Raw genomic sequence first — 20,012 nt, 5'->3', positions numbered from 1 at the left:
ATGGCCGCCACGATCCAAGAGACGATCGAACAACTGCACACCTCGCTCAGGGATTATATCGAGGCAACGTACCATATCGGCGATGCGACGCTCATCGGCCAGCGCCAGACTTTGCTGAAGCGGACCGGCGTTACCCACCAGATCCCTTATCTCGAATCGACGCCCAAATATCAGCTCGGCCAGAATTTCGGGAAGCTCGAGGGCCTGCCTCCGGCCGCGCTCGCCGTCTACTCGGCGTTGGCGAAAGCCGATGGCAAGCAGCCAAGGCTGCTCTTCGACCCGCCGTATCGGCACCAGGCAGACGCCATCAGGCACTCGCTCATCGACGGGCGGAACCTCGTGATTATGACGGGCACTGGCTCGGGTAAGACGGAATCGTTCCTGCTGCCAATCCTTGGGAAATTCGCTCGGGAGGCAGCGACCAAGCCCAAGGCCTTCGGGAGCCAGCACGGTGTGAGGGCGCTGTTGCTCTATCCCATGAACGCGCTCGTGAACGACCAGCTTGGCCGTTTGAGGGCTATTTTCGGCGATCCGCGCCTTGCATCGATGTTCACCGAATGGGCGGGCAGGCCGCCGACGTTCGCGCGCTATACCAGCCGCACGCCCTATGCCGGCATTCGCTCCAGCAAGCGCGACAGCAAGAAATTCGCGTCGTTCGAGAGTTTCTACGTCGAGATCGAGCGGCAGGCCGCGGGTCCGCAATCGGAGGATCAGCAGCGCGCGTCGAAGCTTCGCAGCGAGTTGAAGGCGCGCGGAAAGTGGCCGGCCAAGCCCAACCTCGAAGAGTGGTTTGGGGCGAAGGGATCGCGATGGGCCGACCCAAAGACCGGCGAACCGCTAAGGGCGGTCACCCTGCCCGAGGATTCCGAACTGATCACTCGCCACGAGGCGCAGGATGCCGCGCCCGATTTGCTGGTCACCAACTATTCGATGCTCGAATATATGCTGATGCGCCCGATCGAACGGACCATCTTCGATCAGACGGCCGCCTGGCTCGCCGCAAACCCGGACGAGAAATTCACCGTCGTCCTCGACGAGGCCCACCTCTATCGCGGCGCTGCCGGTGCGGAAGTCGGCTTGCTGATGCGGCGGCTTCGCGCGCGGCTCGGTATCCCGGTCAAGCGCTTCCAGGTGATCTGCGCCACGGCCAGCTTCAACGAGAAGGAGCATGCGGGCGACTTTGGATCGCAGTTGACCGGGGTCGATGCCGACAGCTTCGTCGCGGTCACAGGCGACCTCGATCTGCGGCCGCACGCCGCCACGGGGAGTAGTGCGGACGCCGACCTGCTGGCTGGGATAGATCTGTCGGGCTTCTACGATTCGGACGAGGACAAGCGGCGAGCCGCGATCGCTCCCGTCCTTCATCATCGTGCCATCGCGCCGACAGGAGATATCGGCCGCGATCTCTATGCGGCTCTCGAGACCTTCCCACCGCTCGGCCTGCTGGTGAACACGACAATGAAGGCCGCCCGCCCGGTGGCGAGCCTCGGCTCAGAGCTTTTCCCGGACACGCCCGATCAGGCGGACCACGCGGTGACAGCGCTCCTCGCGCTCGGCAGTGTCGCCCGTGAGAATCCGGAGGCTGCCGGTCTGCTGCCTTGCCGTATTCACAATTTTTACCGGGGCCTACCGGGCCTCTGGATATGCATGGATCCCGATTGCACTGAACTCGGCGCCGACGAGCATTCGGGCATCTGCGGAAAGATGTATAGCCAGCCCCGCGAGATATGCGGTTGCGGTGCCCGCGTGCTCGAATTCTACACCTGCCGGAATTGCGGCGCGGCCCATGTGCGCGCCCATTCCGACGATGTCGACACGCCGAACGCCCTGTGGTCGGAGCCGGGCCGGCGCCTAAAGATGCCGGGGATGGAGACCGCCCCGCTCCTCGATCTCGATCTCCTGCTGGAGGAGCCCCGCCATCCGGACCTCGCCGAGATCGCGGAATATGATCTTGAGACGGGACGGATTAACCCGCTTAATCAGAGTCCGCGAACCCGCACCGTCTACTTGCGCAAGGACCGCGTCACTCCGCCCGCCGACGATGAGGGCAATCAGGACAGTCGATTGGAGGTGCGCGGCCAGTTTACGCCCTGCGCGGTCTGCGGGGATACGGCGGCCTTTGGGCGGACCTCGGTTCAAGATCACCAGACCAAGGGGGACCAGCCTTTCCAGGCCCTCGTCGCGCGGCAGATCCAGGTTCAGCCTCCCGGGCCGCAGGCGGCATCGAGCTTTGCCCCGCTCCGGGGGCGCAAGGTGCTGGTGTTCAGCGATTCCCGTCAGGTGGCGGCCAGGCTCGCACCAAACCTCCAGCTATATTCGGTGCGCGATGCGCTTCGAACGCTGATCGTCTGGGGCTTCGACCGGCTTCGTCAGCACCCGATGATCACATCGATGCTCAGCCTCGACGATCTCTACTTCGCCGCGCTCCTTGCTTCCAAGGGTCTCGGCGTCCGCCTCCGACCCGAACTCAAGGTGGGGGAGAACTTTGCCGCCGACGCCGCGATCGAACTCGGTGTTCAAGCCGGAGCGCTCGACGATCCGACGCAGTTCATGATGCTCTGGATGAAAACCAGGGGCGATCGTCCGCCGGAGGGCCTGCTCGACGATATCGTCAAGACCGTCAGGGACCGGCATCTCGGGCTGGAAGCGCTCGCGCTCGCCTCGCTGTGCGAGAGTGCTGACAAGGCGGCGGCGGTTCATGGGCTGCCGGCGATCCCGGGAATCGCCGACACCAACGAGGACAAGATCGCATTGGCCCGCGCTTGGCTGCGATGCTGGAGGCCGAAGGCCTTCTGGCTGAACGCCATGCCGAGCACCTGGTACAAGCGGGGCGGCGGAAGCGGGACAAGCGTTCGATCGCAAAAGGGCTCGTTCAAGGCGATGCGTCGCGTGCTCCCCGACAAGACCGCTCACTCGCTTTTCGACAAGCAATGGCAGCCTGCCCTGATGCAGATCTTCGCTGAGGAGATGGAAAGCGGGTTCAAGCGCCTCGCAGGCAAGAACCTATCGCTGCTCATGGATGGCGAGTGGGTGCGCTGCGGCGCGTGCCGTTCGGTTCACCGGCCCGTGCCGAAGCTCCCGCATTGCCTCGATTGCGGCAGTGGCGAGATCGTCCCGCTCGATCCCGCCACGGACGCTGTCTTCGTCGCCCGCAAGGGCTATTATCGGGCACCCGTCGTAGCGGCGCTCCACGATCCCGAGCACAGGCCAATGGCGTTGATCGCGGCCGAACATACGGCGCAGCTCAATGCGCCGCAGAGCGAGGATGTCTTTTCGCGCGCGGAGGAGAATGAGCTTCTCTTCCAGGACGTGGCGCTCGATTGGGGCGCGGCAGCGAACCGCTCGACGGCGATCGATATCCTCTCGAGCACGACCACGATGGAGGTCGGCATCGACATCGGCGCGCTGTCCGGCGTGGCACTTCGAAACATGCCGCCGGGTCGCGCGAACTACCAGCAGCGGGCGGGCCGTGCCGGACGCCGGGGTAACGCAGTCGCGACCGTGGTGGCCTTCGGAAGTGCCGATAGCCATGACGAGCATTATTTCAGCGACCCCGAGGCGATGATCGCGGGGCCAGTCGTCGATCCCAAGCTCACGCTCAATAATCCCGACATAGTGCGCCGCCACGTCCGCGCCTATCTGCTCCAACGCTATCATCAGGATCGGATTCCGGGGTTTGATCCCGACGCCGATCCGAACCTGTTTTCGGTGCTGGGCACCGTCCCCGGATTCCAGTCGGGCGCAGAAGTCCTCAACCGCGCCGATTTCGAAGCGTGGCTGAAGAAGAATGCCAAGTCGCTCCGGGACTCCGTCGCCGACTGGATTCCGAGCCAGTTATCGCCGGAGGACCGGCAAGAATTGCTCGATGACATGGCGGCCGATTGCCTGAAGGCGATCGACGACGCCCTCAAGGGCAAGGTGCTGGGCGGTGAGAAGGTCTTCGAGGAGCCTGACGGCGAGGGTGTCGAGGTTCAGGAAGAGGAAGGCGAGGAGGTTCCGCCCGAGAAGGCGCAGACCGGCAAATTGCTGGACCGGCTGCTGTATAGTGGCGTGTTGCCGCGCTACGCGTTTCCGACAGATGTGGCGCCGTTCAATGTGTTCGACATCGACCGATCGACGGACTTCCGCCCGGTGATGAAATTTGCGCCGTCGCAGTCTCTGCCAGTCGCGCTGTCGCAATATGCGCCGGGCAAAACGGTCTGGATCTCGGGCAAGTGCTACACGTCGGGAGCGATCTATTCGCCGATGTGGGAGGACCGTGTCGAGGCATGGCAGAACCGACGCCTCTATCGCGAATGCTCCGACTGCCACTTCGCTCAGACGGTGCCGCTCGACGAGGGCCTCAAGCCCGGCGTGATCGACGACTGCCACGCTTGCGGCGGCGAGAGCACGTTCGGACCGACTCACTATTGGCTGCGTCCGCCGGGCTTCGCGCATCCCGTCTATGTGGACGAGATGACCTCGCCCGACGACATGCCCGAAACGGCTTACGCGACGCGGGCGAAGCTGACGATGCCGACCCCGGCCGACACTGAGAAGTGGATCGCGATCAACGACCGGATCCGCGGCATGCCCGATCGCAAGCATCTGTTAGTGTCCAACACCGGGCCGAAGCAGGAGGGCTATAATTACTGCACGAAGTGCGGGGTGATCGAGGCCAGCGCCGAGAGCACGGCGATGCTCGGCGGGCCTCACAAGAAGCCCTTTCCCGATGAGAAGGAACCGATGTGCGAGGGCGCGGGCACGACACGGCATCTTGTCCTGGGCACGGACTTCATCACCGACATCGCGTTGTTCTCGCTGCGCGTGGCAGCACCGCTCAAGCTGAAGCCTGGCTTCTATCCGACGGATGTCGCACTGCGAACGGTGAGCGAGGCAATCGCCAAGGCCGCCTCGTCGATGCTCGAGATCGAGCCCGGCGAACTCATGGCGGAATATCGCCCGGCGGTGACGCCGGCGGGGATTAGCGGGCTCGAGGCGGAGATTTTCCTCTACGACACCCTCCCCGGCGGCGCGGGCTTCTCCGGCCAGTTGGCCCACCGCGGCGAAGAACTGTTCCAGCGCGCGCTCACGCTGATGAAGACCTGCCCGGAGAATTGCGACGCCTCGTGCTATCGCTGCCTGCGCAGCTTCAAGAACAAGTTCGAGCATGGGTTGCTCGATCGGCATGTCGGCGCGGAACTGCTCGCATATCTGATCAGCGGCGAGATGCAGCCCTTCGACCCTCTCCGTATCAAGGCCTCAACGCTCCTGCTCCACCAGGATCTCGAGCGCCAGACTGACGGCGTCCAGTTCGGTCTCGATGTCGACGTGGATGTCCCGGGGATGGGGTCGGTAACGATCCCGATCCTCGCCACGCGATCGGACGGCCAGCGGTTCGCGATCGCGCTCGCCGGCGGATTGACCGGGGACCATCCGGCCGACCCTAGGATTGTCGAGATGCGCGAGAACTGGCCGGATCTCCTCGTGATCCCGGTGAACGAACTGCTGGTCAGGGGTAACCTGCCGGCGGCATCCCTCTCCGTTCTTTCCGAGATCGCTTGAAACGACAGGATGTAGCCCGTGATTGAGATTTTGGGTGTGAACAGCGGCCAGGAGTATGAGGCTGCGGTTCATCTGCGCAAACAGATGCTGAAGCTGTGGCCTGATCTTGCGCAGAGCAAGGACGACATCGTCAAGATATTCGTCGGCTTCAAAATGTATGGGTACAAATTCCAGGATCTCGACATCATCGTCGTCGGCAGTTTTGCGACGCCGAGATCGTTCGATGCAGAGATGAAATTCTGTCCGTCCGAGGGAGAGCCTTTCGTTCCGAAGGGTGCCTCCATCCGGAACTTCGCCCTTCTGATTGAGGAGAAGTCCCACGATGCCCCCGGCGTTCGGTTCGAGGGCAGGACCGCCACGGTCAAATACAGCAACAAGAAGGATGGGGAGTGCGTCACCGAGAAGGCGTTCAAGCAGATGTTCGAGTTCAAGAAATATCTGCGCGATCGAGGTGGCGGGAGCATCTACGTCCAGGAACTGGTGATGTTCTCGGGGCTGAAGGAAGCGCAGCTTCCGCCACGGCCCCATAATTTCATCGCGAGCGATACGAGCTTCGAGAGGCTCCTGAACACGTTGGGGCAGATCTCCAACCCCGTCCGATCCGGCAATTTCGCCAATCTGAACTTCGGATCGACGGACGTCTTCCGAACGATCCTCCACCCGAGCTTCGAACTGTTCGACGTTCTCGAACCGACGCCCCTCGATCGCAAGCGCATGGACCTGATCGCGAAGCAGGCGCTCCCCGACAATTGGGTCGAGGACATGGGCGAGAAGCAGATCCTGCTGAAGGGCCGCGGTGGCGTCGGCAAAACCGTCATTCTTCTGCAGATGGCGTATCGGGCCTACCAGTTCGACGAGAAGCGCTCGCTGGTCCTCACCTTCAACAAGGCGCTCGTTGCGGACCTTCGGCGATCGATGGCCCTTCTCGGCGTGCCCCGCGCTGTGGAGACCGGGGGCATCGGAATCGAGACGGCGCACGGCTACTTTGGCCGGCTCATGATGGCGCTGGGCGTCATCGACGGCTACGACGACTTTCTGGAACGCTACGCCGAACACAAGGAGGCGCTACTCGCCTATCTGGATTCGGGTGCGGTCAGCCGCGACGATATCGACAAGCTCATCCGCGATCAGGCCGATCAATTCGGCTGGGACAGCGTGCTCGTCGACGAGGGGCAGGATTGGCCGTCGGACGAGATTGCGATCCTCCGGAAAATCTATGGCTCGGAAAGCCTCGTCGTCTCCGACGGCGTCGACCAGTTCGTACGAGGAACCGTAGCGGACTGGAGCACGGGCGTCGGCAAGGCATCGGTCCGCAAGCGGCGCCTGACGCGCTGCATGCGGATGAAAGCCAATCTGGCGGCGTTCGTGTCCGATATGGCGACGAACCTCGGGATCGATGATTGGGATCTGGAGCCGAACACCGATGCTGCCGGCGGCCGCATCATCATCATTGAGGGCGACCTGAGTTCCCATCCGGATCGTCTGAAGGAATGGTGCGACGAGGCGGAGGCGCTGAAGAATGCGCCGGTCGATCTCCTGGCCTGCGTGCCTCCCTCACTGGCCGGTGCGACCCCCGGTGGCGGGCTGTGCAAGCCTGCCGCGGAGTTCGTTGCCTTGGGCCACAGGGTCTGGGACGGTACGAGCCGGGACGTCCGGGAGCATTTCGCGACGAGCCGAGACCAGTTGCGTTTCGTTCAGTACGAATCATGCCGTGGCCTCGAGGGCTGGACCGTTATCAGCTACGGCTTGGACGAACTCTGGGACTATAAGCATGCCCAGTGGCTCAACGAGGGCCATCCCGTCGACGACCTTTATGCGTCGGCCGCCGATCTCGCCAAACTGCATGCGTCCCGGTGGGTGATGATCCCGCTGACGCGCGCGATCGATACACTCGTCATCAACATCGGATCACAGCAGAGCTTCGTGCGCGACGCCCTGATGAAGGCGGCGAAGGCCCGGCCCGATATCGTGGAATTGATCGGCTTCGAGGACGTCGACGTAGGTTGAGGTGCTTTCGGTCGGTATCAGATCGGGAGCAGTGACGGATCAGACGCCGGCGAGATCAACGCCGCGTGCACGCTTTGCGGGCCGAGCTTCTCGATGGCGGCCAGGGTTTGCGACCGCCTGGATCGCGCCAGCAACCAGCGTCGGCGCCACGCCGCGCTGATCGACGCAGCGCTAGACAGCGATGGCGGTTCGGTGTGCATCCCGAGTAGTGTATCGCGCGATGCCGAGCCGAGTTCGCAAGCGTAGAAGAGGCGTGGGTTAGCGTGATGCAGGATGGCGTCGCTGTCGATGCCGAGCGCATCGAGGCCTTCCCTGATTTGCCGAAGTCGGGGGCTGGTTCCCTCACCGAAGCGGTTGTTCACACGCCGGGAGTCGTGGCGGGCCTGCGCCATTTGTCGCAGCGCATGCGCCGTCTCTTTGCCGAGGTGAAGCGTGCCGTAACCGCCGGTCAGGCTCTTGCCGATGGCGTCCCAGTGGACATCATGGCCTAGATCGGGGTGATCGCTCGCGCGCAGTACAAGCCGGTTATATTGGCTTGAGCCCACGCCGTAGAGGCTGGTCGTCGTGAGGATTCGGAGGTCGGCGGGCTTGGAGATTGCCCGCCCCGCCATCTGTGAAGCGATGACGCTGATCTGCGAACCGTATCGTTCGGCGTAGTAATCGTGGATCTCGCGCGAGGCGAGGAGCAACGCGACGAGTTTCCCGCCGAGCAGTTCGTTGTAGGGATGGATCGCGCCGCAAATGCTGACGTCGGCGACCTGGCTCGACAGGCCGGCCTTGCGGAATTCGGTCAGGGTGATGTCGATCGCGCGCTGGCCTGTCTTGGCGGCGAGAAGCTGCTCGATCGCGGCGCGCGGTTTCTTTGCGAGGCCGGCCGCACGAAACGTCTGCTTGGCAAACAGGAGTTGCGCCAGAAGCTCGGCTCGCTTGCGCACGAAGAGTAGATCCTCGGACGCCGCGCGCCAGTCGGTATCTCCTTGCGCGTCCTTCACGTTGCCGCGCATCGGCCGGACGCTACCGTCGGCGGCCCGGTTGTCCTCATAATGGGCGCGTAGCTGGAGTTCGCGCGAGTAGGCCGCGCCCGAGGCCTTCTGCTCCAACCGCAGGATCGTCGTTTCTACTGGCGAGCGAATCTCGCTTTTTGACGCGAGGTCGTCCCACCGCAGATTGGCGATCGACGCATCGATCCGGTCCAGGAATGCCTTGGCGATATCTTCGGGTGCCCATTCACCGGCGAGGAAGCGCGCCTCCATCGATTCCCGGAGCCAACCGATCCAGCGGTCGCGGGCTGTGACCCGCATGACAGGGCTCGCGAGCATGGCGATGCCCATGACGGGGCGGTTTGGGCGAGCAGCGTTCCGGATCAACACCAGCAACTGGCGGCCGGGGATGGGGCGATATTCGTGCGCCCAAGTGTGGCGGAAGTAGCGCCATATGTCGTTGAGCGGCAAGCCGGTCGCCGAGCAGCGGTCACGTGCCCTGCAGATCTCGACGACGGGATCGACGACGTCGGCCAACGCCGCCTCCTGCTGATCGGTGGGAAGGGACGCGATCCGTCGGAACTCGGTGGCGAGGTCGGACCCGTTGTCGACCAGATCGAGGACGCAACTCCGCACCCCGGGCGCGCGGAGCGTGCGGCGCTCCATGCGCCGGAGGAAGGCTTCGACGGACGGTTCCCGTAGTTGCCGTTGGCGGGCGGCCTGCAGTGCGTCGCGAACGCGGCGCTTCACGTCGTCGACCGACTGCTCCGATTGCCGCGTGATGCCTGGCGCCTCGAAGAGAATGTGATCGTCCTCGACGGCAACGCGCCAGCCTTGCTCGAAGAGATCGGCGACGAGAAGACAGACGGTGCGGAGCTTCCGGCTCTCGCCATCATCAATATAGCGACGCGCCAGCGTGCGCAGTTCCTCGGCGAAAGAAGGTTGGGGTGCGCCTTCGAACGTTAGGAGGCTGCGAAACTCCCGCTTCTGATCGATGCGCAAGAAAGGGGATACGGTTCGCACTTGCCCTGGACTCAACCGCAACTTCCCTTCCGACATCAATCGCAATCCCCCTGCACAAAACGTTCTCCTAGCCCGATTATGCCAAAGATCGGGGTGGAACTCCAGCGCGCTTGAGCGCGGAACCTGACGGATTCAAGGAGATAAAATGTTCGCGATAGATGAGAGGTCCGGGTCGAGCGACTGGCTCCAGTCGCTGAGTATTTCGGAGATGATCTGTCGCCGCGCGGCCGAGCGCTCGCGACCTCTAACGTCGAGGACATGAAGCAGGGCTTCGAGCGCGTCTTGGAGTGCGACCGGATCCGGCTGGTCGCCGCCGCCGAATGCCGGGTGGGCCAGGTTGATGCCGAGCGCGCCGCTGCTTGTACGTAGGAGGAGAGAGGGGGGGGCGCCCTTCTGCTGAATCTCCGAATGCACAGTCGGTTGTGATCGCCCGATCGAACTTCGAGGATTGCTACGTTCGAACGTGGGAGCGATGGCTGGGGTGCGGGCGCGCTCGCTTTTCAGCGATCGAACCCTGCCGCGAAGTTGCTCGATTGCCTTGACCAGCCCGGCCTCGCGTAGCCGGTCCCACATTTCCGGCGACACTGAGATCTGCTGCTTCGCCGTCGTCACGCCGAAAAGTTCGTCAAGGGACGCCGGGAATTCAACCTCGATCCGGATGTAGCGATCGTTGTTGATGAAGGTGGTCCAAGGTGTCTTGGTCTTGCAGTCGATGAGGCGACCGTTCCGGCTGAAGATGATGCCGTGATAATCTTTCAGGACAGGAAATCTTTCGTTGGCGTTGAGCCCGACGGCATCCCTGTTCTTGTCGATCGAAGCAAAACTCGGCGGTAGATAGGAGTAGCGGAGAAATACCTTGCCGAAGCCGCCCGACATGGCGACGTCGAACTTTACGGGTTCAAGCTCGACGGCTCGATCGTCATCAATCTGGCAAAGCAGGTCACTTGAATTCAGGAAGAGAGGATCAGTCGGCGAGATGGGGTCGCCATCGATAGAGATGAGGGTCGACGCTAAGAGCTTGTGATATGTGACGCTGAATTGCCGGTTCAAATGCTTTGCGAAGCCCAGCGTCGTCGCCCAGTCGAGGCGATCGAGCTTCTCGATCAAAACGATCGTTCCAGAATTCCAACCATCGGGATAGAACCGGTCAATATAGTCCGTCAGAAAATCTGGAATTTGGGCATCGCACAGTGAGGGTATAACCGTATCGCCGTCGTCGTCGGTATATTTGCCACCGTTGAGTTCATCGAGATCAAGTGTCACCTGTTTGGCAAGGCCTCCGGCGACCTTCGAGACGACGGTGAAGCGCTTGCCGATGCTCATCGTCGAACAGGGCAATCCATAACCGTATCGACCCAGGCCGGATCGATCATTCTCCCGATGTGTGCCGCCCCACATCATCGCAAGTTGGATCATGTCCGGCGTCATCCCGTGTCCATCGTCGAGAACCGCGATCTGAGTTGGTTTCTTTTTTGACTCGGTTCCTTCGTAGCCGAAGACGATGTCGACATGCTCTGCATAGGCTTGGATGGCGTTATCAACGAGTTCGGCGATCGCTTCGACGTTGCTGCGATATCCGAGATGACGAATGCCCCGGACAAATGCGTCCGGCACGGTCAGTCCTAGTTTTCCGGCCTTATGCTTTTGCGCGGCATATCGAGCCTGCGCCGAAATATCGGCGATTACACGTTGCGTTACACTTTGATGAGACTGTGGGGTCATAGGAACTCTTTCGGTGTCTAGCTACTGACTCCAGTAAACATAGTGATTCTAGAGGGTAGCTCTCGTGCTCGTCTACTGAACATTTACAAATATAAACCTTGCTGCAGTGGCCACCTGTGCACGAAACAATCGAGATGGCGCGCGCAGTTGGCCCGCCGGTTTACAGCATTGAGCGGCTGCTCTCGGCAAGCGCCCCGAACCCTGCCGTTCCGGCCTGTCCCATGACCCGTCATTTATGATGCAGCTTCCATATCCTCGCCGATCTCCTGCCGAACCTTCGGACCTTTCGCGAGGCGACGACCCAACGCTTCGATGAAGGCGTCGTATCGATCACCACCCTGGCGGCGCATCGCGGCGCGCTCCGTTTGGGGCGGCGGCGGTGTGTTCGACAGCCAGAAGCGAACGAACAGCGCGATCATCTCCACGCCGATCCCGACATCGCGCTCCAGCCGCGTCTGGCGCCGGTCGAGCCGATCAAGCCGCTTGGCGATGGCCGCCTCGCGCTGCTCGTCGGCATCGGGCGACAGGAAGGATGCGATGGCCGCCTCGGCGACCAGCGAGCGCGACTTGCCCCGGCGGTCGGCATAGGCGGCGAGCGCCTGCATCAGCTCGGGGTCGAGATAGACCGAGAATGGCGTCTTGGTGGTCATAGCTCGATGCCGTCCTCAGGATCGAGCGACGCCTGCCGCGCCATGCCCTGTATCTGTCGCCGCACCGCCGCTTGCCGCGCCGCGTCGGTATCGGGTTCCAGATCGTCCAGCTCGAACTCGTTGGCGGGCGCTGGAACCGGCGGCGGCGCGATGTCGATGTGGCGCTCCATGTCCGGTTCGCGGCGGACGTCGGCATTCCCGGCATCGTCCTCCGCTGCCGCTTTCTTGGCGGCCTTTTTCTTCTTCGGTGTCTTCGGCGCCTTATCTTCGGTCGGCTCCGGCATCTGCGGCGCCGCGATCGGCGGCATATCGCTCCAGTCATCGGGGCGCAGCTTGCCGAGGCCGGCCTTCGGGTCCGGCGGCGACAGCACCCGCTCGGTGAACCGCCGATCCTTGAAGTAGCGAACCTTCCTGGCGCGGATCGGATGCACACCCGCGACCATGACGATCTCATCGTCGGGCGGGAGCTGCATCACCTCGCCGGGCGTGAGGAGCTGGCGGGCGGTCTCGGAGCGCGACACCATCAGATGTCCCAGCCACGGGGACAGCCGGTGGCCGGCGTAGTTCTTCATAGCGCGCATCTCGGTGGCGGTGCCGAGCGCGTCGGAGATACGCTTCGCGGTGCGCTCGTCATTCGAGGCGAACGAGACCCGGACATGGCAGTTATCGAGGATCGCGTTGTTGGGGCCGTAAGCCTTCTCGATCTGGTTGAGCGACTGCGCGATCAGGAAGCATTTGATCTTGTAGCCCGCCATAAAGGCGAGCTGGCTTTCAAAGAAGTCCAAACGCCCTTCGGAGGGTAGCTCGTCGAACATGATGAGCAACTCGTGGCGCTCGGCCGCGGGCTTCAGATCCTCGGTGAGGCGCCGCCCGATCTGATTGAGCATGAGCCGGATCAGCGGCCGGGTGCGTGAGATGTCGGAGGGCGGGACGACGAGGTAGAGCGTGGTGGGCAGCGTTCCCTCAACCAGATCGGCGATGCGCCAATCGCAGCGGCTTGTCACCTCGGCGACAACCGGATCGCGATAGAGGCCGAGGAACGACATGGCGGTCGAGAGCACGCCGGATCGCTCATTGGCCGATTTGTTGAGCAACTCCCGCGCGGCGGAGGCCACCACGGGATGGACGCCAGCCTCGCCGAGATGCGGCGTGGTCATCATCGCGCGCAGGGTGGATTCGATCGGCTGGCGCGGGTCCGACAGGAAGGCGGCAACCCCGGCCAGGGTCTTGTTCTCGCCGGAATAGAGGACGTGCAGGATCGCGCCGACCAGCAGCGCATGGGAGGTCTTTTCCCAGTGGTTGCGCTTCTCAAGGCTGCCTTCGGGATCGACCAGCACGTCGGCGACGTTCTGCACGTCACGCACCTCCAGGGCGCCCTTGCGGATTTCGAGAAGCGGGTTGTAAGCGGCCGAGCGCGCGTCGGTGGGATCAAACTGCAACACGCGGCCGTGGCGTGCGCGAAAGCCAGCAGTGAGTTGCCAGTTCTCGCCCTTGATGTCGTGGACGATACAACTCTCCGGCCAGGTCAGCAGCGTCGGAATCACCAGGCCAACCCCTTTGCCGCTCCGGGTCGGCGCGAAGCACAGGACATGCTCGGGTCCGTCGTGACGCAGATAATCGCGTCCGAGCCGCCCGAGCGTGACGCCGTTCGGCCCGAGCAGGCCGGCAGCCTCCACTTCCCGGCGCTCCGCCCAGCGGGCCGAGCCATAGGTCTCCGCGTTCTTCAGTTCGCGGGCGCGGCGCACCGACATGGCGATGGCGACGATGAAGGCGAGAAAGCCGCCGGAGCCGGCGATCAGCGCGCCGGTCTCGAATATCTTGGGCGCATAGGCGTCGTAGAAAAACATCCAGACGAAAAAGGCATAAGGTGGATAGACCGGCCAGCCGAAGGCGACGAACCAGGGCGGGCCGAGCTGCGGCTGATAGTCGAGCGCCGCGGCCGTCCATTGGGTAGCGATCCAGACGGTCACGACGATGATCATGAGGACGGTGATGACCTGGCCCCACAGAATCTTGCTGGCGGGCATATTCAATCTCCCTGGAAGGTCACAGCCCGAGTCCCCGGCCTCGGCTGAGCGACCAGTCCACGCCGCCGTCGCCGCGCATGACGCCGGAGATGTGCTTGCCGATCTGGCGGTCGAGCGAGGGGGTCCAGGGAACGAGTTGGAAACTCAGGCCGTCGTCGATCATGGCGAAGCGGCCCGAGGTGAGCGTGAGGCGCTGGCGCACGGTGCCGGCGACATATTCGCCGGCCTTGGACGGCGTGTGCGGCAGACCGATTTCGGTCGACAGGTCCTTGGCCGCCGTATCCAGTTCGCGGCGTGTCAGCCTATCGAGCAGGCCGCGCGCGAAAATGATGCGTTGCCCCTGTCGCCGCGCCAGGCCGATATCAGCGAGATGTTCGGCGCGCGCTTCCATCGCCGCGCGCACTTCGGTCCCGAAGCCGCCGCCGAGATCGCGGCCTTCGCTCGACAGGTTACGGCGGTCGAGCCAAGTGGCTCCCGGCGCATGGACCTGTCCCGGCAAATCCAGGTCTGATCGCACGGCAAGCGCCACCCGCTGGCGGCCCTTGCGGTCCTCGAAGCGGCGGAGCTCGACGATCGCGCCGGGCTTGCAATCGCCGGTCGCCTCGATGTCGGGAAACTGGACATGGTGGATGCGTCCGTCGATCCCGTCGACGATCGCGTAGGCGCGGCCGGTCAGCTCGTTATGGAGCCCGCGGTCGACCAGCTTGCCGATGACGGGCTGGGCGGGATCGGGTTCGAGCACATAGCTGGCGGCGCCCCGGTCAACGCCGCGGTCGCTCATCGCCTTGTGCATCCGCTTGATGATGTCGCCGCGCTCGCCCAGCTCGCGCAGCGCGGCCTGCGCATTGTCCGCAAGCGTCCACTGACCCGGCGCGATCTCGCTGGCGAGGCCGAGCCCCTCCAGCTTGCGCAGCCGTCCAATCTTCAACACATGGTCGCCGTCCCGGCGCATGCTGGCCTCGGGTGCCATGTCGATCACCCCATCGCGCTGCATCGTGCGTGACAGGTCGCGGTCGATCTCGGTCCAGCGTTCGCCGTCGACCTGCCGCTCCAGCGAGGCGCGGATGTCGAGGTCGCTGCGCAGTCCCAGCTCGCGGGTGACGATCTCGCGCGCGGTGGCGCGCATTCCCTCGCCGATATAGTCGCGCGAGATAACGAGGTTCTGACCGTCTTCGGCGACGCCGCGCACGATGACATGGATATGGGGATTGTCGGTATTCCAGTGCTCGACACCCCGCCAGTCGAGGCTGGTGCCGAGATCCTTTTCCATTCGCGTCATCAGCTCACGGGTGAAGCCCTTGAGGTCGCCCATGTCGGGCGCATCCTCGGGCGAGACGATGAAGCGGAAATGATGGCGGTCGTTCTCGCAGCGCGCGGCGAATGCGTTACGATCGAGGCCCTCGGCATCGGCGCCGAACAACACGCCCTTCTCGCCGTCGCGGGTGACGCCGTCGCGTTGCAGATAGTTGAGGTGCGACGCGAGCGAGGCGCGGCCGCCGTGGCGGACCACCCGCGCCTTGACGACGACCTGGCGCGATCGGTGGCCGAGCCGGTGCGTGGCGCTCAGGCTGGCAACGCGGCCCCGGCCGAAGGTCGAACGGCCCGGCGCAATGATCCGGCCGCGTCGCGAGATATGGCCGCCGGCGCGCTGCGCGGCGGCAAGCGCCTGCGCGATGATCGGCCGCGCACGTTGGCTGCCACGCGAGCGGATGCGGCCAGGCCGAATGCGGAAATTCTCGTCGCCACTCATGCTGCGGCGCTCCGCACAGTGCGAAAAACCGAGGCGGAAACTGAGTTTCGGATAGTGCCGCACAGTGCGGGATTTCCGCACACATTGCGCAGCAATGCCCAAAAGCCTTGAGAATCAAGGCTACGACCGGGGCGCAAGGGCTTCGCACATTGCCGCCCTTTATCTTGCCCTCGACCCTTCCCCTGCAAAAGCTGAAGCCTTCTCCCTTCCGGCGCTGGGCCACGCTGCGACTGGCAACGCCAGGGCGCGTGAATACCGTCACTGACGGCAAATGGACGGCCGAAACGCTGACGATCATGCGCGATCATCGTGCGATCTCGTCGGAAAGCGGGACGAACAAGCTGGCTTGGCGAAACGCGACAGGTCCCGCGGCGACGGCCGACGGAACGGTCGGCGCACCTTCCGAACGTGCGGTGGCGGCAGTAGAAGACCCACTCGCGCGTGCCGGAAACAGCGCCGCGCGGCGCCAGGCAAAGGGATCAGGCGGCTGCGCGACTGCGAGCTGGGTGTCGTCCGAACCACCGGTGATCGACGTCAAGTTCGCGATGTAGGTGCGCGTGGCTACAGGCAGCGGACGGCCGCGCGAAAGATATTCGTCGGTGCGGCCAGGGCCAGCATTGTAAGCGGCCAGCATGGCGGTCACGTCGCCATAACGGTCGTACATTTCGCGCAGGTAAGCCGCGCCCGCCAGAATGTTGTCGCGCACGTCGAACGGGTCGGAACCGAGCCGATAACGTGCGCGCAGGCTGACCCAGGTGGCGGGCATGATCTGCATCAGCCCCATCGCCCCGACCGTGGAGACGGCGCGGAGGTCGCCATTGCTCTCCGCGCGCATCACGGCCCATATCCAGCGCTCGGGGATGTCGAAGCGCTGCGCCGCCTCGGCGATGGGTGCGGCATAGGGGGTGCTCGCGGTTGTCTCTCCAGCCAGCGCATTCTGCGCCAGCACCGCGCCAGGCGAGGCCAGCAGCAGGATCATCAGGCCGACAAGCGATCCGACTCCGCTTCGCCGCCAGCCTGCCAATGTGCTCGCTTCGGTAAACGGTGCGCGCTGAGCGCCGGCCGGTGGCCGCCCTTGACCTTTGCTGCGCGCACCGGCCGGTCCGGGACCGAGCGGGACGGAGGGATGAGACGGCTTATCCGCGAACATGGGGATGATCGGGTCAGACACCGATCAGCTCCGGTCCTGGCTCGATCGCGGGTGGCGCCACGACAGCCGGAACGTCCGGCCCTCGGCATCCGCGCGGAACAGCTTGGGCTTGAGCCAACGCGGAAAGAGCGGACTTTCGATTTCCAGCGCGATGTAGTCGCCGGCCCGTTCGCTGGTGCGCTTGCGGGCGAAACCGACGATCGGACCGTCCGCGTCGTCAAGATGGATGCGGTAATCGGCCGCGTTCTCGGCGTCGCTCGGTTCGGCCGGAACGAGCAGGATCGCTTCGTCGATCGCGAACAACCGGATGCGGCCGGCATAACCGTTGTCGGTCGGCTCAAAGATGTTCACGGGCATGGTCGGTCTCCTTCGGGCTTGACGGGTGAAAGCGTTGCGGAGGGCGGGCTGAGATGCAGCGGCAGGGCGCGTCCGATGACGACTGACGTCGGCAGCGGGCCGAAATAGCGGCCGTCCAGACTGTCCGGGACCGCCGGGTTGAGCAGCAGCAGCTCGCCAGCTTGCAGCGTGTGACAGCCGTGCCAGACCGGGAGTGGGCGACCTCGGCCATCGCGTGCGCGGGCGATGACGACGGGACGCGCGTCGATGCTCACGACAGCGCCGTGCCGGCAGATGCGTTGTCCGGCCTTGGCGGCGATGTGCTTGAGCAGTGGCAGCCCGGCGGGCAGATAGCCGCGCCCGGCGAGCCAGCGCGCGAGTCCGGCGGGCGGCATGGCAGCGACCAGTGCGCCCGTGGGCGGATCGCGGTCGGGCTGGATGCGATAGAGACCGATCGGCGCACTGGCGCTGGCGTTCCAGACGAGACGTGGCCGCGGATGGACGATGGCGACAGCGACGAACGAGACCGCGAAAGCCGACGCGGCGATGGCCGTTGCCAGGGCGTAGCGGCCGCGGGTCATCCTTCGATCTCCCGGCGCTTGAGCCAGGCGGTATGGCGCTCGGCCGTGTAGAGCCGTGGCTGTTGTCCGGCAGCGATGCGCTGGTGGACATGCCGCCAGTGATCGGGCGCGGCGTCGCACGGATCGACACCGGCGGCCTCCACAGCATCGATCGCGGCCAGCACCTGGCTCACCTTCGGCCAGCCTTCGATCTTGAGCAGAATATCGCCTCCCGGCCGCACGAAGGGCAGCGTGGTGTAGGGCTCATTCGCCGCCACCGCGCGCACCACGTCGATACGCGAGACGATGGTGCCGAAGTCGTTGGACGCCCAGCGCACGAAGGCGAAAATCGCACCTGGCCGAAAGCCGACGACGCGCGTTCGGCGTGTCAGGACGCGATCCTCCGCGATGCGGCCGAAGCGTATCCAGTGCTCCAGCTTCTTCTCGATCCAGGTCAACTCGACATGGGTGAGGCCGTCGCGGGTGAGCGCGCTGGACGCGCCGCCGGGGCGGACGGCCGGGGGTCGGTCGTCGGTCATCGATTGTCTCCGGGGATAAGTGTCGCGATGGGCGCTGCGCGATGGCGGCGGGCGGGCCGCTGGCCGAACGGCGCCGTGCCTTCCACAGCCGCGCGCGTCGTTAGCAAGAATCCGAAGGATTCTTTTCTATTAGGATAGTTAGAGAGGGGCCGATTCGGCGCTGTTTTCTGCGGGTTTTCGGGGAAAAAGTGTTCCCGATAGTCCGTGTTTCGCGTTCCTGATCGTCCGACTCCGGGCGTTCCTGATAGTCCGTGTCTCATGGCCGGTTCGCCACAGGCTTGAGACCGACGCGGCGCATAGCGGCATCGAACGGATCGACCGGAACCGGTGTGAAGTTCAGCCGGTCGCGGCCGAGCGCATGTTCAAGGGCGAGAATGTAACCGGGGAGCGGCTGGCGGGCGACGATGGCGCGTAGCTCGAACGCGAAGCGGCGCAGCGGCGAGAGCACGCCCGACTTGAGATGGAGGTGCGGGACATCGAAGCTCCAGCCACCCGTCTGCCGCCCGCCATGCTTGCGCACGAGGCGGTAGAGCCAGCGTTCAAGGCCGCCGGTCAGGTCGAAATAGGCACGGTCGATCGTCAGCACGAGCGCGCGATTGAGAACGCCGGCATAGAACCAGTCGGGCAGGATCAGTTCGATGCCCAGCGCACGGCCGTTGCCATCCGCAAGTTCGCGCCACTCGTTGATCCATGAGAAGCGATGGCGTCGGCGTTGGTGCTCCTGTCGGATCGATGTGGCGACGGTGGTGGATTGGAGCCGGTCGAGCGCTGCTTTCAGCCGCTCATAGCTCGCCTTACCCGTGCCGCGCCGGGTGAATGCCAGTATCTCGTGAGGCGTCGTCATCATCAGCCGCGAGGTCGGCCGCCCTGCATCCCGCGCCGAAACGAGCTGACTGGCGGCCCAGATGAGCACGTCGGCATCCCAGATCGTTGCCATGCCATGCTCGGGGACGGCCTCGACCGAGATCCATGTCGCACCCATGCGAAAGTCGATCGGTGCCTGCCGTCTGGTCTTGGCCAAGCTGAAGAAGGGCCAGGACATCAGGTCCTGAGCGTCGCGCGCGGCAAGGTCGCCGGGGACAGAGCGGAACAGCTCGAGCTGCGTCCGCTCGGCGCTGGTTCGACCGGAATGGGGGCGTGCAGCCTGCATGGGCCTGTCAGCGCCGAACGCAATCGGTGGGCAGGCGCTTGGCGGGATGGACCACGCCGTTGCCAGTGTCGGAGGTCGAGCGACGGGTGCCCAGCGCCGCCCAGGCTTCGAGGTCGTCGATCGCATAGACGATGCGGCCGCCCAGCTTGCGAAACACCGGACCGGTCCCGAAACAGCGATGCTTTTCCAGTGTTCGGGCTGACAAGCCGAGATGTATCGCCGCATCGGGCGTCTTGAGGTAGCGCGGTGTGGTAACGGCCACAGGTTCGGTCATGATGATCCTCCTGGTGATGGCCGGCGTCCGCAAGGAAGGCCGGCGGTCAGGAGGCGATGATGGCGAAATGACCGCTGTCTAAAGAAGGGACAGCGCCGGTGGGCGTGAAAACGTCCCCCTCAGCCGCCACGCAGCAGGCGGACATAGCCGCCGTCGCGCAGCTCGACGGCTTCGGCGATCCAGCGGCGCACCCGCTTGCGTTCTCTGCTTTCAACCCAGTCTGCGGCGCTGTAGCGACGAACCTTCTGGTGGATCAGCGATGTGGCCAGCTCCCGCTGCGTGGCGCCCCCCTGCAGGCCG

At 64.3% G+C, this 20,012-nt stretch carries 14 protein-coding genes; 2 read left to right on the top strand and 12 right to left on the bottom strand.

Translation table 11 applies throughout. The features are described from left to right. Complete coding sequence (locus C100_RS40820) at positions 1-5,544, top strand: DEAD/DEAH box helicase (RefSeq protein ID WP_024020877.1); 5,544 nt, start codon at positions 1-3, stop codon at positions 5,542-5,544. Positions 5,545-5,562: 18 nt separating this feature from the next. Continuing rightward, the gene (locus C100_RS40815) at positions 5,563-7,551 is read left to right on the top strand and encodes an AAA family ATPase (protein WP_037530873.1); all 1,989 of its coding nucleotides are present in this window, start codon (positions 5,563-5,565) and stop codon (positions 7,549-7,551) included. A 17-nt stretch (positions 7,552-7,568) separates the two neighbouring features. Here the strand turns inward: C100_RS40815 and C100_RS40810 are convergent, their stop codons facing one another. The 12 genes from C100_RS40810 to C100_RS40760 form a co-directional block, all read right to left on the bottom strand. Next, positions 7,569-9,533 (bottom strand): Druantia anti-phage system protein DruA, encoded by a 1,965-nt coding sequence (locus tag C100_RS40810; RefSeq protein ID WP_235219118.1) that lies wholly within the window; start codon positions 9,531-9,533, stop codon positions 7,569-7,571. A 153-nt stretch (positions 9,534-9,686) separates the two neighbouring features. Continuing rightward, positions 9,687-11,276: an ATP-binding protein gene (locus tag C100_RS40805; protein ID WP_024020874.1), complete on the bottom strand. Its 1,590-nt coding sequence runs from the start codon at positions 11,274-11,276 to the stop codon at positions 9,687-9,689. Between the two features lie 233 nt (positions 11,277-11,509). Beyond that, positions 11,510-11,926, bottom strand: coding sequence for a CopG family ribbon-helix-helix protein (locus C100_RS40800; RefSeq protein WP_024020873.1), 417 nt, complete (start codon positions 11,924-11,926; stop codon positions 11,510-11,512). Next, positions 11,923-13,953, bottom strand: coding sequence for a conjugal transfer protein TraG (locus C100_RS40795; protein ID WP_024020872.1), 2,031 nt, complete (start codon positions 13,951-13,953; stop codon positions 11,923-11,925). The genes C100_RS40800 and C100_RS40795 overlap by 4 nt, the downstream gene beginning before the upstream one ends. 19 nt (positions 13,954-13,972) lie before the next feature. After that, on the bottom strand, positions 13,973-15,703 hold the full coding sequence (locus C100_RS40790; protein ID WP_024020871.1) for a relaxase/mobilization nuclease domain-containing protein: 1,731 nt from the start codon (positions 15,701-15,703) through the stop codon (positions 13,973-13,975). Between the two features lie 304 nt (positions 15,704-16,007). Then, the gene (locus C100_RS0125080; protein WP_052028339.1) at positions 16,008-16,682 is read right to left on the bottom strand and encodes a lytic transglycosylase domain-containing protein; all 675 of its coding nucleotides are present in this window, start codon (positions 16,680-16,682) and stop codon (positions 16,008-16,010) included. 195 nt (positions 16,683-16,877) lie between these two features. Beyond that, positions 16,878-17,210, bottom strand: a complete 333-nt coding sequence (locus C100_RS40785) for a DUF736 domain-containing protein (protein ID WP_024020869.1) — start codon at positions 17,208-17,210, stop codon at positions 16,878-16,880. After that, positions 17,201-17,770, bottom strand: coding sequence for a S26 family signal peptidase (locus tag C100_RS40780; RefSeq protein WP_024020868.1), 570 nt, complete (start codon positions 17,768-17,770; stop codon positions 17,201-17,203). The genes C100_RS40785 and C100_RS40780 overlap by 10 nt, the downstream gene beginning before the upstream one ends. Then, on the bottom strand, positions 17,767-18,288 hold the full coding sequence (locus tag C100_RS40775; protein WP_024020867.1) for a DUF2840 domain-containing protein: 522 nt from the start codon (positions 18,286-18,288) through the stop codon (positions 17,767-17,769). Before C100_RS40775 ends, C100_RS40780 begins: the two co-directional genes overlap by 4 nt. A gap of 256 nt (positions 18,289-18,544) precedes the next feature. Continuing rightward, on the bottom strand, positions 18,545-19,438 hold the full coding sequence (locus C100_RS40770) for a replication initiator protein A (RefSeq protein WP_024020866.1): 894 nt from the start codon (positions 19,436-19,438) through the stop codon (positions 18,545-18,547). A gap of 7 nt (positions 19,439-19,445) precedes the next feature. Further along, positions 19,446-19,712, bottom strand: a complete 267-nt coding sequence (locus tag C100_RS40765) for a helix-turn-helix transcriptional regulator (protein ID WP_024020865.1) — start codon at positions 19,710-19,712, stop codon at positions 19,446-19,448. Positions 19,713-19,831: 119 nt separating this feature from the next. Continuing rightward, positions 19,832-20,012: DNA -binding domain-containing protein (locus C100_RS40760; protein ID WP_024020864.1), on the bottom strand; the 181-nt coding region annotated here is incomplete at its 5' end.

Origin of the sequence: Sphingobium sp. C100, assembly GCF_000508185.1 — a bacterium.
In the GTDB taxonomy this organism is placed as follows: Bacteria; Pseudomonadota; Alphaproteobacteria; order Sphingomonadales; family Sphingomonadaceae; genus Sphingobium.
This window is presented reverse-complemented; position numbering and strand designations above follow the sequence as displayed.

Coding starts and splice junctions, on each gene's coding strand:
- C100_RS40800 (WP_024020873.1), bottom strand. CDS start 11,926: ATGACCACCAAGACGCCATTCTCGGTCTATCTCGACCCCGAGCTGATG.
- C100_RS40780 (WP_024020868.1), bottom strand. CDS start 17,770: ATGACCCGCGGCCGCTACGCCCTGGCAACGGCCATCGCCGCGTCGGCT.
- C100_RS40770 (WP_024020866.1), bottom strand. CDS start 19,438: ATGCAGGCTGCACGCCCCCATTCCGGTCGAACCAGCGCCGAGCGGACG.
- C100_RS40765 (WP_024020865.1), bottom strand. CDS start 19,712: ATGACCGAACCTGTGGCCGTTACCACACCGCGCTACCTCAAGACGCCC.
- C100_RS40805 (WP_024020874.1), bottom strand. CDS start 11,276: ATGACCCCACAGTCTCATCAAAGTGTAACGCAACGTGTAATCGCCGAT.
- C100_RS0125080 (WP_052028339.1), bottom strand. CDS start 16,682: ATGATCCTGCTGCTGGCCTCGCCTGGCGCGGTGCTGGCGCAGAATGCG.
- C100_RS40785 (WP_024020869.1), bottom strand. CDS start 17,210: ATGCCCGTGAACATCTTTGAGCCGACCGACAACGGTTATGCCGGCCGC.
- C100_RS40790 (WP_024020871.1), bottom strand. CDS start 15,703: ATGAGTGGCGACGAGAATTTCCGCATTCGGCCTGGCCGCATCCGCTCG.
- C100_RS40775 (WP_024020867.1), bottom strand. CDS start 18,288: ATGACCGACGACCGACCCCCGGCCGTCCGCCCCGGCGGCGCGTCCAGC.
- C100_RS40820 (WP_024020877.1), top strand. CDS start 1: ATGGCCGCCACGATCCAAGAGACGATCGAACAACTGCACACCTCGCTC.
- C100_RS40795 (WP_024020872.1), bottom strand. CDS start 13,953: ATGCCCGCCAGCAAGATTCTGTGGGGCCAGGTCATCACCGTCCTCATG.